General features: G+C 64.0%; 12 protein-coding genes and 3 pseudogenes. 4 read left to right on the top strand and 11 right to left on the bottom strand.

Features of this window, described 5'->3' with window-relative positions; all coding sequences use genetic code 11:
• The first annotated feature begins 31 nt into the window (after positions 1-31).
• The gene (locus tag ACPFMJ_RS10260; RefSeq protein ID WP_424363683.1) at positions 32-1,186 is read left to right on the top strand and encodes a hypothetical protein; all 1,155 of its coding nucleotides are present in this window, start codon (positions 32-34) and stop codon (positions 1,184-1,186) included.
• Between the two features lie 29 nt (positions 1,187-1,215).
• On the opposite strand, the gene smbP is transcribed toward ACPFMJ_RS10260, so the two are convergent.
• Positions 1,216-1,569, bottom strand: coding sequence for a small metal-binding protein SmbP (smbP, locus tag ACPFMJ_RS10255; RefSeq protein ID WP_424363682.1), 354 nt, complete (start codon positions 1,567-1,569; stop codon positions 1,216-1,218).
• A 174-nt stretch (positions 1,570-1,743) separates the two neighbouring features.
• Between smbP and ACPFMJ_RS10250 the strand changes: the two genes are divergently transcribed.
• Positions 1,744-2,451 carry an NAD-dependent deacylase gene (locus ACPFMJ_RS10250; protein WP_424363840.1) on the top strand — a complete coding sequence of 236 codons (708 nt, stop codon included), beginning with the start codon at positions 1,744-1,746 and terminating at the stop codon, positions 2,449-2,451.
• Here ACPFMJ_RS10250 and ACPFMJ_RS10245 read toward each other — a convergent pair.
• From ACPFMJ_RS10245 to ACPFMJ_RS10225, 5 genes are all read right to left on the bottom strand, one after another.
• The gene (locus ACPFMJ_RS10245) at positions 2,448-2,930 is read right to left on the bottom strand and encodes an MEKHLA domain-containing protein (RefSeq protein WP_424363681.1); all 483 of its coding nucleotides are present in this window, start codon (positions 2,928-2,930) and stop codon (positions 2,448-2,450) included. The two genes, ACPFMJ_RS10250 and ACPFMJ_RS10245, sit on opposite strands and share 4 nt — an antisense overlap.
• A gap of 21 nt (positions 2,931-2,951) precedes the next feature.
• A complete protein-coding gene (locus ACPFMJ_RS10240; RefSeq protein ID WP_424363680.1) occupies positions 2,952-4,466 on the bottom strand; it encodes a SpoVR family protein in 1,515 nt (504 codons plus the stop codon).
• Positions 4,463-5,755 (bottom strand): YeaH/YhbH family protein, encoded by a 1,293-nt coding sequence (locus ACPFMJ_RS10235; protein ID WP_424363679.1) that lies wholly within the window; start codon positions 5,753-5,755, stop codon positions 4,463-4,465. The genes ACPFMJ_RS10240 and ACPFMJ_RS10235 overlap by 4 nt, the downstream gene beginning before the upstream one ends.
• 42 nt (positions 5,756-5,797) lie before the next feature.
• Positions 5,798-7,741, bottom strand: a complete 1,944-nt coding sequence (locus ACPFMJ_RS10230) for a PrkA family serine protein kinase (RefSeq protein ID WP_424363678.1) — start codon at positions 7,739-7,741, stop codon at positions 5,798-5,800.
• Between the two features lie 158 nt (positions 7,742-7,899).
• Positions 7,900-8,595: a class I SAM-dependent methyltransferase gene (locus tag ACPFMJ_RS10225; RefSeq protein ID WP_424363677.1), complete on the bottom strand. Its 696-nt coding sequence runs from the start codon at positions 8,593-8,595 to the stop codon at positions 7,900-7,902.
• A gap of 165 nt (positions 8,596-8,760) precedes the next feature.
• Between ACPFMJ_RS10225 and ACPFMJ_RS10220 the strand changes: the two genes are divergently transcribed.
• Positions 8,761-10,245 carry a multicopper oxidase family protein gene (locus tag ACPFMJ_RS10220; RefSeq protein WP_424363676.1) on the top strand — a complete coding sequence of 495 codons (1,485 nt, stop codon included), beginning with the start codon at positions 8,761-8,763 and terminating at the stop codon, positions 10,243-10,245.
• Between the two features lie 35 nt (positions 10,246-10,280).
• Here ACPFMJ_RS10220 and ACPFMJ_RS10215 read toward each other — a convergent pair whose 3' ends face one another.
• On the bottom strand, positions 10,281-10,565 hold the full coding sequence (locus tag ACPFMJ_RS10215) for a hypothetical protein (RefSeq protein ID WP_424363675.1): 285 nt from the start codon (positions 10,563-10,565) through the stop codon (positions 10,281-10,283).
• 332 nt (positions 10,566-10,897) lie between these two features.
• Between ACPFMJ_RS10215 and ACPFMJ_RS10210 the strand changes: the two genes are divergently transcribed.
• Complete coding sequence (locus ACPFMJ_RS10210) at positions 10,898-11,722, top strand: methyltransferase domain-containing protein (RefSeq protein WP_424363674.1); 825 nt, start codon at positions 10,898-10,900, stop codon at positions 11,720-11,722.
• A 15-nt stretch (positions 11,723-11,737) separates the two neighbouring features.
• On the opposite strand, the gene ACPFMJ_RS10205 is transcribed toward ACPFMJ_RS10210, so the two are convergent.
• From ACPFMJ_RS10205 to rfbC, 4 genes and pseudogenes are all read right to left on the bottom strand, one after another.
• A complete protein-coding gene (locus ACPFMJ_RS10205) occupies positions 11,738-12,046 on the bottom strand; it encodes a hypothetical protein (protein WP_424363673.1) in 309 nt (102 codons plus the stop codon).
• A gap of 98 nt (positions 12,047-12,144) precedes the next feature.
• Positions 12,145-13,033, bottom strand: a pseudogene (gene rfbA / locus ACPFMJ_RS10200) (glucose-1-phosphate thymidylyltransferase RfbA).
• Between the two features lie 10 nt (positions 13,034-13,043).
• A pseudogene (gene rfbD / locus ACPFMJ_RS10195) lies at positions 13,044-13,925 on the bottom strand (dTDP-4-dehydrorhamnose reductase).
• Between the two features lie 90 nt (positions 13,926-14,015).
• A pseudogene (gene rfbC, locus ACPFMJ_RS10190) lies at positions 14,016-14,461 on the bottom strand (dTDP-4-dehydrorhamnose 3,5-epimerase); the annotation flags it as partial.
• Positions 14,462-14,522: the final 61 nt, after the last annotated feature.

Here is a 14,522-nt window from a genome sequence, read left to right as displayed (position 1 = left end):
CCGAGAGGGCGAAGAAGCAGGGGAGGGCGCCTTGAGATTTCCTTTATCGGTTTTCGCGGCGAGCGTCGCTCTTGCGCCTCTCGCCGTATCGGCGGCGCCCGCGCCCATCGAGAAGATGATCGCCGACCAGGGCAAGCTCTGTTTCGCCCGCGTCTATGACGCAGCGCATTTGAAGGCGCATCCGCAACAGAAAGTGGAGCGTTTTTTCTTCATGATCGGCAAGAACAAGGTCTCCACCTATTGGGAGGACCCCAATCTGCGCCACAGCGAGGAGAGCCCCGCCAAACATGCGGCGGGCGATGGGCAGGACCCGGAGAACAACTCGACCCATGTCGCCGCGCTCGTCACTCTGCGCGGGATGAAGCAGCCCGAGAATGTTTCCGGCTGGTGCAGCAGGGACGAGTCGACCGGCGCCAAAGCCGCGCTCAGTTGTGGCGGCGAATGCGACAGGCACATCGGCGCGATCCGCTCCGACGACGGAACGCATCTCGTGCTCGACGGCGTCGAGTGGGGGTTGCTCATGGACGCCGAAGCCGAAGAAGCGGAACAGACGAAGCTCAAGCTTGGCGCCGACGACCGCAGCTTCCGGCTCGAACAAAGACCTATCGAGGACTGCGTCGCCGAGGCGAACAAGACCAATCCGCCGTATGCGCGGCTGGGAGCGCCGCTCCGCGAGCGCCTCAAGCCCGACGCGCCCTTCTGCTATGGACGGGATTATTCGCCCGAGCATCTCGCCTCGCATCGACAGCAGGTGACTGCCTCGATACGCGTCTCGCGCACGATGAAGGCCATTGAGGGGGACCGCGCGAAAAATCTTTTGCCGGATTGGCCCGACGGCGCGAGCGTCGCCGTTTCGGCGACGACGCGAAAGAACGGCAAGCCGCAGACCATGTCCTATAGCTGCACGCCCTATGAGGACCAGTGGGAGTGCACGGCGGAGTTCTGCGACCCGAAGAAAGGCGACTGCACGCCGCAGCAGCGCGAGAATTCCAAGGTCGCCGATTGCAGCGGCGATTTTTCGCGCACCATCTATCTGCGTCGCGGCGAGAAGGATTTCGTGATGCTCGGCAACCCCAATATGGGCGCCCCGCTCGAGCCCTATTGCGGGCCTGACAGGAAAACCGTCAGCGACGACAAGGTCTATCGGCTGGAGCCGATGCCGCTTTCCGCCTGCGACGGCAGGTAGGAGGCGGGCGCGAGCGCGCCCGCCGCGCCTTATTTTACGGACTGGAACTGCTCCAGCGCCAATTGCGCCTGCTCGGTCGCCTTGGCGATGCGCTTGTCCATGCTCGTGCCCCTGGCCAGCTTCGCCGCCTTGCGCAGATATTTGATGCCCTTGCGGATAGGATCGACGGGCGTCTGCCACACGGCGCTGCGCGCATGGTCGTAGGCGTCGTCGATATGCTCGACGAATGAGGCCGCTTCCATCTGGTTGCCGGCGGCGATGGCTTCCTTCGTGTCCGAAATCGCCTGCTCCAGATAATTCGGGTCGGCATAGGCCGGGCGCGCGAGGGCGCCGAGGCCGAGGCCCATGCTCAACGTCAGGATCATCAATCGACGCGACATCATTCTTTTCGTCTCCTAAAAGAGCGTGATCGGGAACTCGGCCCCATACTGCGCATTTTTGCGCCGCGCTCAACTTCGCCGCGGCGGAAGACGATGATCATGATTTGTTCCGTGGCCGCGGCAGGCCGGCCGCATTACCTTTGCGTCGATCCAGAAGGAGCAAAGATGGTCACCGGGATGAAGATTTTCGTGCTTACCGGCGCAGGCGTCTCCGCCGAAAGCGGCCTCGGGACCTTCCGCGACAAATCGGGAACAGGTCTGTGGGCGCGCTTCGACCCCATGAAGCTCGCGACGCCCGAGGCCTTTGCGCGCGATCCGGCGGCCGTGCATGAATTCTACAATTTCCGGCGCCGCAACCTTCTTTCCGCCGCGCCCAACGCGGCTCATTCCGCCCTGGCGCGACTGCAAAGGGAGCTGCCGGGCCGAGGCGGCGCGATGACGCTGGTCACGCAGAACATCGACGATCTTCACGAACGCGGCGGCGCGGACGCTGTCGTGCATATGCATGGCGAGCTGTTGAAGGCGCGGTGCGCGGCCTGTGGGGCTATCCACGCGCAGCGGGACGATCTCTCGACCGAAAGCGTCTGCCCGTCCTGCGGACGCGAGGGAACTCTGCGGCCTCATGTCGTCTGGTTCGGAGAAACGCCGCTTTTCATGGACGAGATTTTCGCCGCGCTCGCCGAGGCGACGCATTTCGTTTCAATCGGCACGTCGGGCTCGGTTTATCCGGCGGCGGGTTTCGTGTCGGAGGCTCGGGCTCGCGGCGCGCACACCTGCGAGATCAATCTCGAGCCCTCGGACAACGCCGCCGTCTTCGACGAGAAACGCTACGGCGCCGCGAGCGACGTCGTTCCCGCCTGGGTCGATGCGCTGCTGAGCGGCTAGAGAAAGGTCCAGCGTGCGAAGGTCGCGGCCTGGCCCGCCGGGCGGCCGGCTGCGTCCGTGACGTTCCAGACGGTGGCGTTGGAGATTCTGAAGCGCCGGCCTGTCGCGCTGATGCGCACGCCTTCGTAGCCCATGAAGAAGCCGTCGCGCGCGGCCTGCTCCAGAAGCCTTTCGCGCTCTTCCCTGAGCATGGGCTCGGCGGTAAGGCGCGAAGGGGTGGCGAGAAGTTGTTCGGCGCTCATCTCCCACAGCGCCAGGGCGACCCGGTTGCCGTAATTGAGCACAGGGTCGGCTTCGGTCCCATGCGACACGACGACGAAAGGCGCGGCGAGGAGGCGCTCGGCCTCTTCTTCGGCGCTTCCGCCCCGCGCGATGAGTTCGCGCCCGGTAAGGTCGCGATGCGAGTTGAGCAGCGCGGCGGAACGCGCGATCCAGCGCGGCCAAAGATCGGCGGGCAATTCGGCGCTGAAGGTCGACATGGTTCCTCGTAGGGGCGGGCCCTACGAGTCGGGCGACGCCATATGCGCCTTTAGCACCTCATTCGTCGTCGCGTCGACCTCTTCCAGCACCACTTCATAACCCCAGAGCGTCGTGAGATGGCGCAGCACCAGCGCCGCGTCGACCACGTCCAGAATCTTCCCCGCGAAGACGCGGTGGTGCAGCACGAGGCGGCGCGTCCCTGCGAGATCGACGTCGACGACCTGGATGTCCGGCGTGTTGCGGCCGACCTCGTAATCGCTGGCGAGGCTGCGGCGCAGATCGTGATAGCCGCGCTCATTATGGATCGACTCGACCCTGAGCTTCGGCGCGTCCGCCTCGTCGACAATATGGAAGAGTCGCCATTTGCGGATGAGATGCGGGCTGAGAAACTGCGCGATGAAGCTGTCGTCGCGATAATTCGCCCAGACATCCCTGAGCACCGCCATCTCATCGCCGGCGCCCGCGATGTCGGGGAACCATTGCCGGTCCTCCTCCGTCGGATCGCGGACGATGCGCGCAATGTCGGTCATCATGTCGAAGCCCAGCGCGTAAGGGTTCACGCCGCCATAGGAGGGATCATGCGCGGTGGCTTGGCGGATCGCGTTGGTGTGGGATGTCAGAAATTCGAGGAAGCTGCCGTCGCTGATGCGCCCGCTTTCATGCAGGGAGTTCATGATGCGGTAATGGCAATAGGTGGCGCAGCCCTCGTTCATCACCTTCGTCTGCTGCTGTGGATAGAAATATTGTGCGATGAGGCGCACGATGCGCAGCACCTCGCGCTGCCAGGACGCAAGCTTTGGCGCGGTCTTCTCGAAGAAGTAGAGAATGTTTTCCTGCGGCAGCCGCAGCAGGGCGCGCTGATGGTCGATGACCTTTTTCGCCGCCTCCCCGGGCTTCGGGACGGTTCGCCAGAGATCGTTATAAAGCCGCTCGCTCTCGTCTCGCCGCGCCCGGTCGCGCATTTCCTCGTCGAGAAGGCTCATCGGCCGCTTGCGCGGATAGCGGTCGACGCCCTGCGGCGCCAGCGCATGAGCGGCGTCGAGCAAACGCTCGACTTCGGCTTCGCCATAGCGCTCCTCGCAGCTCGCAATGTAGTTTTTCGCGTAGGAGAGATAATCGAGAATGCCGCCCGGATCGGTCCATTGACGGAACTGGTAGTTGTTCTTGAAGAAGTGATTATGGCCGAAAGCAGCGTGCGCGATCACCAGCGCCTGCATGGTCGCGCTGTTTTCCTCCATCACATAGCTGATGCAGGGGTTCGCGTTGATGACGATCTCATAGGCGAGGCCCTGAAGCCCTGCGCGATAGACGCCTTCGAATTGCGCGAAGCGCTTGCCGAAGGACCAGTGCCGGTAGAGCAGGGGCATGCCCGTCGAGGAATAGGCGTCGAGCATCTGCTCGGCGGTGATGACCTCGATCTGGTTCGGAAAGGTGTTGAGCCCGAGCTCGTCCTTCGCTGCCGTCTCGACGGCCTCGTAGATGTTCTGGAGCGTCTCGAAGCTCCAATCCTTTCCTTCGAAGAGAAGCGCGCTCATGTCGTCGCTTCCTCTGCGCTGGCGCCGTCACGGCGGCGGAAGAGCTCTCGGAACACCGGATAGATGTGATCCCGCCGGGACACGCGCCGCATCTGGAAATTCTGCGCCGTCGCCGCGAGCGGCGCATAGGCGTTCCACAGCGAACTGCCGCCGACATAGGACAGCGAATGAGTCTCGTTCGTGTTGGCGACTTCGAGATAGGCGAAATACTGGCAGAGCGGCAGGATCTTGTCCTGCAGCAGCGCCCGCGTGCGATCATTGTCGCTCATCATGTTGTCGCCGTCGGAGGCCTGGGCGCCGTAGATGTTCCAGCTTGCCGGATCGTAGCGGTCGGCGATGATGCGATCCATCTCGATGAGCGCCGAAGACACGATCGTGCCGCCGGTTTCGGCGGAGCGGAAGAACGTCTCCTCATCCACTTCCTGCGCCTCGTCCGTGTGCCGGATGAACACGATTTCGACGCGCTGATATCGGCGCGTGAGGAAGACATGCAGCAGCATGAAGAAGCGCTTGGCGAGATCCTTCATATGCTCCGTCATCGAGCCCGAGACGTCCATCAGGCAGAACATCACCGCCTGCGCCACGGGCTTGGGGAAGCGCTCGAAGCGGCGATAGCGCAGATCGACGGGATCGAGGAAAGGTATGCGCATGCGCCGCGCCCGCGTGCGCAAGACTTCGTCCAGAAGCTCGGCCGCCTCGCTTCCCTTGGCGCCGGCGAATTCCTCCTCGAGCTGCTCCACGGCGCGACGTTGCGGGCGGCCCATGGCGATCCGGCGCGCGAGCGACATTCGCATCGTACGGCCGAGAGAGAGATTGGCGGGCGTGCCGCTCGTGGAATAGCCGGCGCGCCGCGAGCCGAGCTTTTGCGTGTCGACGAGGCCCCGTTTGGCGAAATCGGGAAGCTCCAGATCGTCGAGGAAGATGCTCAGAAACTCCTCGCGCGTCAGCACGAATCTGAACGTGTCCTCCTGTCCGTGGCCGCGGCCCGGCTCCGATCCGCCGGGTCCTTCCGCGCCCGTCGGGCGGTCGATGAGATCGCCCTCGACGAAGTCGCGATTGCCCGGCAGCACGAAGTCGCGCCGTTCGCCCGGCATGTGCCTGAACAGCGGTTCACGGGCGCCGTCGGCGGGAACCGTGACCTCCTGTTCGTTCTCGAGATCCTCGATGGCGCGCTCGCGGCTCGCCTCACGGACCGCGCGCTCCACCGTGTCCCGGACGCGGCGAAGGAAGCGCTGGCGATTTGAGAAGCTTTTACCCCCCGGATTGAGCCGGCGATCGACGATGCGCATTTCTTCCTTCGCTATCCTTGCGCGCGCGCCGCAGCCCCAGCGTCAGCCTGCCTGCTTCACACGCATGTACCATTCGACCAGACGGCGGACCTGTCGCTCCGTATAGCCGCGCGCGACCATCCGGTTGACGAACTCGGTATGCTTGCCTTCTGTTTCCGTGTCTTTCTTGGTTCCGAAACTAATGACAGGCAGAAGGTCTTCGACCTGCGAGAACATTCGTTTTTCAATGACGTCGCGGATCTTTTCGTAGCTCGCCCAGGAGGGGTTGCGCCCCTTGTTGGAGGCGCGCCACCGCAGGGCGAACTTCACCACCTCGTTGCGGAAATCCTTGGGATTGGCGATTCCGGCAGGTTTTTCGACCTTCGTCAATTCCTGATTCAACAGTTCCCGATCCAACATCTGTCCAGTGTCGGGATCCTTGAAGTCCTGGTCCTCTATCCATGCATCCGCATAATCGATGTAGCGGTCGAAGAGGTTCTGGCCATAGTCCTGATAGGATTCGAGATAGGCTTTTTGAATTTCCTTCCCGATGAACTCCGCATAGCGCGGCGCGAGCTCGGCCTTGATGAATTCGATGTAGCGCTTCTCGGTTTCCGCCGGCAGTTGCTCGCGGCGCAACGATTGCTCGAGCACGTACATCAGATGAACCGGGTCCGCAGCGACTTCGACGGTGTCGTGGTTGAAGGTTGCGGCGAGCACCTTGAAGGCGAAACGGGTGGAAAGACCCGTCATGCCCTCGTCGACGCCCGCGGCCTCGCGATATTCGAGGATGCTGCGCGCCCGCGGATCCACCTCGCGCAGACTTTCGCCGTCATAGACGCGCATCTTGGAGAAGAGATTTGAATTCTCGTGCGGGCTCAGGCGCGACAGCACGATGAAGCGCGCCAGCATTTCGAGCGTGTTGGGCGCGCAGCTCGCTTCCGCCAGCTCGGATTCCCGCAGCAGCTTCTCGTAGATCCGCTGCTCTTCGGTTACGCGAAGGCAGTATGGAACCTTGATCACGTAGATGCGGTCGATGAAGGCTTCGTTGTTGCGGTTGGATTTGAAGGTCTGCCACTCGGCTTCGTTCGAATGGGCGAGCACGACGCCGGCGAAGGGAATGGCGCCGATATTCTCGGTGCCGATATAGTTGCCTTCCTGCGTCGCCGTGAGCAGCGGATGCAGCATCTTGATCGGCGCCTTGAACATCTCGACGAATTCGAGAAGCCCCTGATTGGCGCGGTTCAGACCGCCGGAATAGTTGTAGGCGTCCGGGTCCGCCTGCGCATGGGCTTCGAGCTTGCGAATGTCCACCTTGCCGACGAGCGAGGAGATGTCCTGATTGTTCTCGTCCCCGGGCTCCGTCTTGGCGATGGCGATCTGGCGCAGGCGCGACGGCATGATCTTCGCCACGGTGAAGCGCGTGATGTCGCCGTTGAATTCGTCGAGGCGCTTGAGGCACCAGGGGCTCATGATGACGTGGAGGCGCCGGCGCGGTATGCCATAGCGCTCTTCGAGCACTGACCCCGCTTCTTCGGAATTGAAAAGGCAGAGCGGGCTCTCGAAGACGGGGCTCAGCTCGTTTCCCGCCTTCAGGACATAGATCGGGTTGATCTCCATCAGCGCCTTGAGACGCTCGGCGAGCGACGACTTGCCGCCGCCGACCGGACCCAGCAGATAAAGGATTTGCTTGCGCTCCTCGAGCCCCTGCGCCGCATGGCGGAAGAAGCTCACGATGCGCTCGATCGTCTCTTCCATGCCGTAGAATTCCGCGAAGGCCGGATAGACGCGGATCGTCCGGTTCATGAAGATGCGGCCGAGCCTCGGGTCTCTCGACGTGTCGACAAGCTGAGGCTCGCCGATGGCGTCGAGTATCCGTTCGGCGGCGCTGGCATAGGCTTGGGGATTGTCGCGGCAATGTTCGAGATAGTTCTGGAGCGACATCTCGCTCGCTTGGCGCTCTTTGTAAAATTGAACAAAGTCAGCGAAGACGTCGGTGTTCGCCATAGGCAGGGCCTCTCCTCACGAACGCGACATCGGCATGTTGCGCGTTCCGATAAGAGGTACCTGAGCAAGCGCGAACTGATTTCAATATGAGGAGCGATAAGACAGAAGGGCGCCAGTCACGATGGGGGCGAGACTGGCGTTTGAGGAATCGGCGTAGCTCAAGCTTTCGCAAAGGCGAGCAGGCGGTGCCATTTATGCGGCGCCGCCACGTCGAGCATGCGCAGTCCCCGATCCTCAGCCTGCTTCTGCAGCACGGAACAGGGTTCGGGCAGGTCGAAGCCGGTGATGTGTTCGCGGATCGCTTCACGCTCGGACGGTTCGAGCGTGACCATGACCTCGGTGAGATAATTGGTGTAGCCCTCGAGATAATCGGGGAGGTTTTGCCCTTCCTCGCGAACGACGTCGGCGACCAGCAGCAGGCCGCCGGGCGCAAGTTTTTGCGCCGCGACGCGAAAGAACTCGGCCTTTTGCGCCGTCGTCAGATGATGCAGCGCGAAACTGACATAGATGAGGTCATGCGGCTCGGCGCTTTCGAGCTCGCTCATGAGATCCGCCTGTGTCAGAACGACGGGGCAGGCGAGGCCGGAGAGATTTTGCCTCGCGAGCGCGAGCGCCGCTTCGGAGAGATCGGCGCCAAGATAGTTTTTCACGTCGAAGCCTTCGAGCAGCGGCGCGAAGGTCGCCGCGTCCCCGCATCCGAGATCGAGCACAGTGAACGCGCGCCCGCCGAAGCGCGCGCGCAAGGCCGCCTTGATGGCCTGGCCGATCTCCTGATGGTACATGTAGTTTGCGGCGACGACCTTGGCGTAGGTGTCCCACACATGGAAAAAGCGGACGGCGGCGGGCTCGTTCATCGGGAAGGGCTCCGGACAAGGCGATTCTGCCGGTTTCCATAGCCGAAGCGTGGCGATCAGCCAATCTACGGGGCCCGCTGCGGCGCGCGCGCTGGTTAAGCGATCTTTATCTTGGCGATACTGTCGGCGTCGATCATGATGGCGCGTCAATCAACAGGAGCCCTCATGCTCTCGCGACGCGCCTTTCTTTTGAATTCCGCTGCCCTCGCAGCCGCGCCCAACCTTTCTCTTGCGGCGGAGCCTGAGCCGACAATCCTGAAGCTGCAGCGGCGCGCGATCGAGGTGAACGGCAAGGCGGCGTCGGTCTACGCCATCGGGCGCAGCGACGGCGTCGGGGGCGTCGTGGCGGATAGGGGATCGCGCTTTCGCGTGCGCGTCGAGAACGAGCTTGCCGACTCCAGTCTCCTGCATTGGCATGGCCTCACCCCGCCCTCGGCTCAGGATGGCGTGCCGGGGCTTTCCGGTCCCGCCATCCCGCCCGGCGGTTCCGCGGAATACGATTTCCCGCTGCCCTTCGGCGGGACTTATTTCATGCATGCGCATTACGGCTTCCAGGAGCAGCTTCTCCTGGCCGCGCCGCTGATCGTGCGCGATCCGAAGCGTTACGCCGATTGGCAGGAAGTCGTCGTCATGCTCGCCGATTTCAGCTTCAGGTCGCCGCAGGAGATTTACGCCGCGCTCACGGGCGGGCGGGCTCCCGGCCATGCCACGGGCATGGGACATGACATGGGGGGCATGGCCATGGATCACGCCGCCATGGATCACGCCGCAATGGGTCACGCCGCCACGCGGCATTCCGATATGGGGGAGATGGCGGGCATGCCGACGCCGATGGCGAAGCCGGATCTCAACGACGTTGATTACGACGCCTTTCTCGCAAACGAGCGCACGCTCGCCGATCCTCAGGTCGTGCAGATCGAAAATGGCGGCCGGGTGCTGCTGCGCGTCATCAATAGCGCGGCCATGAGCGCCTTCCATGTCGATCTCGGGGAGAACGCAGCGAAGCTCGTCGCCGTGGACGGGCAGGACGTCGCGCCAGTCGCGGGAAGCCGCTTTCCCATTGCGGTCGGGCAGCGGCTCGACCTTCTCGTCGAAACGCCGAAAGGCGGGGGCGCGATCGCCGTATTCTTCGTGCTCGAGGGCGAGGCGAGGCGGACCGGCCTCATCCTCGCGCCGCCGCGCGCCCATATCTCCCGCCTGCCGGACAAAGCCGAGGCGGCCTCGGCCGCGCTGGATCTATCGCTCGAAGAGCAATTGCGGGCGGCCGCGCCGCTTGCCGCGAGGAAGGCGGATCGCGTCGTGCCGATCGACCTGACCGGCGACATGGCGAGCTATGTGTGGTCGATCAACAATGTCGTGTGGGACGAGAAGACGCCGCCTATCGCGCTGAAGTCAGGGGAGCGCGTCGAACTGGCGATGACGAACCGCACGATGATGTCTCATCCCATGCACTTGCACGGGCATCGCTTTCAGGTCGTCGACATCGACGGCAGGCGCTTCGACGGCGCGCTGCGGGACACCGTGCTGGTCCCGCCGGGCAAGCGCGTCGTCGTGGCTTTCGACGCCGACAATCCAGGCCATTGGGCCTTTCATTGCCATCTGCTCTATCACGCGCAGGCGGGCATGTTCGCGAGCTTCAAATATAGCTGATGCGCCCGGCGCTGTGAGCGCCGGGCCGCCATGCCTCAGTAATAGTAGCGCGGGCGGCGATAGTAGCGGGGCTGCGGCGCGGTCGCCGCGCCGACGAGGGCGCCGCCGGCGGCGCCGACCGCCGCGGCCGCCAGGGTCGGGCCAGCCATGCCGCCGGAGGCCAGCGCGCCAATGCCCGCGCCGCCGAGACCGCCGATGATGCCGCCGCCGACGGCCCGCTCGCCGGGCGTATAGCAGCCGGTGAGCGAGATCGCCGCCGTCAGGGCGGCGGCTGCGAGAAAGGCCTTTTTGGCGGGGCGGCCGAGAGAAATGCTTTGCATGGAGAGGAGCCCTCGATTCGTTGTTCGTGTGATTCGCGCCAGGCGTGGCCTTCGGCGTCGCCCCCCGAAAGACCGCAATTTTGAGTCGTTACGATGGCGGGGCGCTGGGGCTTCCCAATGGGGCGACCGATGCGCGCCTTGTGGGTGCGCGTGGATTTGGAAATAGTGACGTGTGCGATTCGAGACAGGGCGGCGGCGCGGTTTTGTCGCCCGGGTAAAAAAAGTCGGTTTTTCAAAAAGTTAGAGCTTCGGGCCCGTCAAATGGCTTAGCCGTTGCCGCAAGGTTCGCAGTTTGCGCGCGTGGCGTTTGGGCCAAATCTCAGGGACATCTAATGTCGATCACCGAAAAATTCGGTCATGTGTCCAATGACGAGTGGCTGCGGATCCTGACGCGGAGCGTCGAAGAGCCTGTTATCGATGGAGAGGATTTCCCACGTTTTCCGCACCCTTCCCGACAGGGCGACGATAACGGCGACGTCGATAGGGAGGCGATCGTCCGGGCGCACGCCCTATGGATTTACGCCGAAGGCTATTGCCGCGCTTTCGGCAGTCCGCTGACGGCCCATTCCACCGTGCTCGACGTCGGCTGCGGGTGGGGCGCCCTTACCCGCCTTTTCGCTCGGGACGTTGCGGCGGAAAACATTCACGGCGTCGATGCGAACCCCGACGCCATCGCCATGTGCAGCTATCTCGGCGTCCCGGGTTGGTTCACCCAGATGCAGCCCGGCGCGGCGCTGCCTTTCCCGAACGACTCTTTCGACGTCATCGTCGCCGGCTCGGTCTTCGCCCATCTGCCGGAGAGCCTCGCTTATGCGCTTCTTTGCGAAATGAGCCGCGTCTGCAAGAAACGCGGCGTCGTGGCGATGGCCGTCGAAGACGAGAGTTTTTTCGATGCGGCCGACCCGGCGGATAGCGCGCGCGCGCAACGATTGTCGGAATATGCCGAGGAAATCGACGCCATGCGCGCCAGCGCCGTGGCCGGCGATTATGTTTACCTGCCGCCGAGAGGCGCGCGCGCGGCGGAAGTCTATGGCGACGCCGTCATCCCGCGCCAATGGCTTCACGAACATTGCTGGCCGCTCTTCAATTTCCTGCGCTACGACTCGGCGCGCCCGCCGATCCATCGTGCGGTCGTCGTCGGCCGCAAAGAAGCGTAGGAGCCGCCGTCCCGCCTAGCCGCCTGCGACGTTGTAGAGAAAGCTGGCCCCGGGCGAAGGCTTCTCGATGACAAGCGTAAAGCCCCGCCGGTCCCGCCGGGAGATGTAATAGGACCCAACGGGCTCGATGCGGATCTCGGCTTCCTGGTTGAAGGGCGCTCTTACGGTTTCCTTCCGCGCCGGCGGCAGGCTTGGGGCGTTCGTTTTCGCTTTCAGAACCAGGGGCGCGCTTGCGCAGGGGATGGCGGCGCATGTCAAGGCGTCGCCCAGGTCCCACGCGTGTCCGGCAAGGTGCAGCGACGCGATAACGAGCAGCGGTTCCATAGACGGCTCCGGGTTTGAGATTGGGAGTCGCCTGTCTTTACGTCACGCAAAACGGCCGAATTCAGGACGCGGCTCCCGGCGCGGTCGGCCTCCCGCCGCTATGACCGTTTCGGCTTTGGCGTATCAGCGTCTTTGACGACCTGGAGGAGGTAGTCTCCATATCCGCTTTTGGCGAGGCGTTTTGCGGCTTCCTGCATGGCGTTGGCGTCGATCCAGCCCTGGGTGAAGGCGATTTCCTCGAGGCAGGCGACGCGCTGTCCCTGGCGCTGTTCGATGGCCTGCACATATTGCGCGGCCTCGAGCAGCGAGGCGGGCGTGCCCGTATCGAGCCAGGCGAAGCCGCGGCCCAATCGCTCGACGTTGAGCTTGCCCGCCTCGAGATAGATTCGGTTGAGATCGGTGATCTCGAGTTCGCCGCGCGGCGAGGGCTTCAGCGCGGCGGCGTATTCCGGCGCCTTCGTGTCGTAGAAGTAGAGGCCCGTCACCGCCCAGTTGGATTTCGGCCGGGCCGGCTTCTCCTCGAGCGAGACGGCGCGTCCGTCCCAGTCGAACTCCACCACGCCGTAACGGTCGGGGTCCTTGACGTGATAGGCGAAGACCGTCGCGCCATCGGCGCGCGCCGCATCGCTCAGCAAGCGACGAGGCCGTGGCCGTAGAAGATGTTGTCGCCGAGCACCAGGGCGGAGTTGTGCCCTTCGACGAAAGGCGCGCCGATGATATAGGCCTGCGCGAGGCCGTCCGGGCGCGGCTGCTCGGCGTAGAGATGGAGACGCCCCATTGCGCGCCGGAGCCGAGCAGGCGCTTGAAGGCAGGCAGGTCGTCCGGCGTCGAGATGATCAGGATCTCGCGCGCGCCCGCCAGCATGAGCGCGGAGAGCGGATAATAGACCATCGGCTTGTCATAGACCGGCAGCAGCTGCTTCGAGGCCGCCAGCGTCATCGGATGCAGTCTGGTGCCGGAACCCCCGGCGAGAACGATCCCGCGCATATCTTTTCCTTCAGGAATGACCGAGCAGCCGCTCGACGCAATGGGCGAGGGACGGACGCCAGTCTGGCAGGGCGACGCCGTAAAGCTGGCGCAGCCGGGAAGTGTCGAGACGCGAATTCGCCGGGCGTTTCGCCGGCGTCGGATAATCGGCTGTCGCGATGCGCTTCACCGCGACCGGCGCGCGGCCATGTTTCTGCGCGAGCGCGAAGATCTCTTCGGCGAAGTCCGCCCAGCTCGCCTGCGTCGCGCCCGTCATGTGAAAGACGCCGCGCAGCTCGCGCGAGGGGTCTTTCGCCATGCGTTCGGCGACGGCCAAGACGCCGTCGGCGATGTCGAGCGCAAAGGTCGGATTGCCGCGCTGATCGGCGACGACGCCGAGTTCGGCGCGCGTTTCGCCGAGACGCAGCATGGTCTTCACGAAGTTCGCGCCGAAGGGGCTGTAGACCCAGGCCGTGCGCAGGATCGCGTGATTGTCGCAGGCCGCCGCGACGCGCCGCTCGCCTTCGAGCTTGGTGCGCCCATAGGCGCCCGTCGGCCCCGTCGGATCGTCCTCGCGATAGGGCCGGTCCAGCTGGCCGTCGAAGACGTAGTCAGTGGAGATGTGAATGAGCGGCGTTCAGCGTCGCGCCGCCGCTTCGGCCACAGCGCCCGCGCCGTCGGCGTTGACGCGGCGCGCGGCCTCCTCGTCGCTCTCGGCCTTGTCGACAGCCGTGTAGGCGGCGGCGTTGACGATGACGTCGGGCCGCAGCGCCTCCAGAGCCCGCGCGACGCCCGCCGGATCCGAAAGATCGAGCTCCGGCCGGCCGATGGCGACGATCTCCGCCCTGCCGGCGCCGCGCTCGACGAGCGACGACACCACCTGTCCCTGCTTCCCGGTGACGGCGATCCGCATCGTCGTCACTCGAACATCGTCGACCAGATCGCGCAGGCGCGGCCAGCGCTTGTCCTTCGCGCGCATTCGCTTGAACGTCAGAGATCGGGCATCGGCCAGTCGATGCCGAGATCCGGATCGTCGAAGGCGAGGTCCGCGATCGTTCGGCGCGGAATAGAGCGCCGTGACCTTGTAGAGAACTTCCGTATCCGGCTCCAGGGTGATGAAGCCATGCGCGAAGCCGATCGGAACGAGCAATTGCCGCCAATTCTCGGCGGATAGCTCCAGCGCGACATGCTTTCCGAACGTCGGCGATGAACGGCGAATATCGACGGCGACGTCGAGAATTCTTCCGCGCAGACGCGCACGAGCTTGTCCTGCGCGAAAGGCGCGGTCTGGAAGTGAAGGCCGCGCATCACGCCGATCGCGGCCGAGAGCGAATGATTGTCCTGGACGAAGGTGTAGTCGAGCCCGGCGTTCTTCCAGTCGGACGCCTTGTAGACCTCGGAGAAGAAGCCGCGCGCGTCGCCATGCTTCTTCGGCGTGACGATCTTCACGGCGGGGATGTGTATCCTCAACGATCATGGAACCTGCGATCTCAATCTGCGTGTTGATCCT

It is taken from the genome of Methylocystis parvus (assembly GCF_049675845.1).
Classification (GTDB): Bacteria; Pseudomonadota; Alphaproteobacteria; order Rhizobiales; family Beijerinckiaceae; genus Methylocystis; species Methylocystis parvus_A.
Note: the sequence above shows the minus strand (reverse complement) of the source record. Positions and strands in the feature narration are given on the sequence as shown.

Excerpts from the sequence above, each read along its gene's own strand:
- smbP (WP_424363682.1), bottom strand. The coding sequence starts at position 1,569 with ATGATGTCGCGTCGATTGATGATCCTGACGTTGAGCATGGGCCTCGGC.
- ACPFMJ_RS10250 (WP_424363840.1), top strand. The coding sequence starts at position 1,744 with ATGAAGATTTTCGTGCTTACCGGCGCAGGCGTCTCCGCCGAAAGCGGC.
- ACPFMJ_RS10245 (WP_424363681.1), bottom strand. The coding sequence starts at position 2,930 with ATGTCGACCTTCAGCGCCGAATTGCCCGCCGATCTTTGGCCGCGCTGG.
- ACPFMJ_RS10240 (WP_424363680.1), bottom strand. The coding sequence starts at position 4,466 with ATGAGCGCGCTTCTCTTCGAAGGAAAGGATTGGAGCTTCGAGACGCTC.
- ACPFMJ_RS10235 (WP_424363679.1), bottom strand. The coding sequence starts at position 5,755 with ATGCGCATCGTCGATCGCCGGCTCAATCCGGGGGGTAAAAGCTTCTCA.
- ACPFMJ_RS10230 (WP_424363678.1), bottom strand. The coding sequence starts at position 7,741 with ATGGCGAACACCGACGTCTTCGCTGACTTTGTTCAATTTTACAAAGAG.
- ACPFMJ_RS10225 (WP_424363677.1), bottom strand. The coding sequence starts at position 8,595 with ATGAACGAGCCCGCCGCCGTCCGCTTTTTCCATGTGTGGGACACCTAC.
- ACPFMJ_RS10220 (WP_424363676.1), top strand. The coding sequence starts at position 8,761 with ATGCTCTCGCGACGCGCCTTTCTTTTGAATTCCGCTGCCCTCGCAGCC.
- ACPFMJ_RS10215 (WP_424363675.1), bottom strand. The coding sequence starts at position 10,565 with ATGCAAAGCATTTCTCTCGGCCGCCCCGCCAAAAAGGCCTTTCTCGCA.
- ACPFMJ_RS10210 (WP_424363674.1), top strand. The coding sequence starts at position 10,898 with ATGTCGATCACCGAAAAATTCGGTCATGTGTCCAATGACGAGTGGCTG.
- ACPFMJ_RS10205 (WP_424363673.1), bottom strand. The coding sequence starts at position 12,046 with ATGGAACCGCTGCTCGTTATCGCGTCGCTGCACCTTGCCGGACACGCG.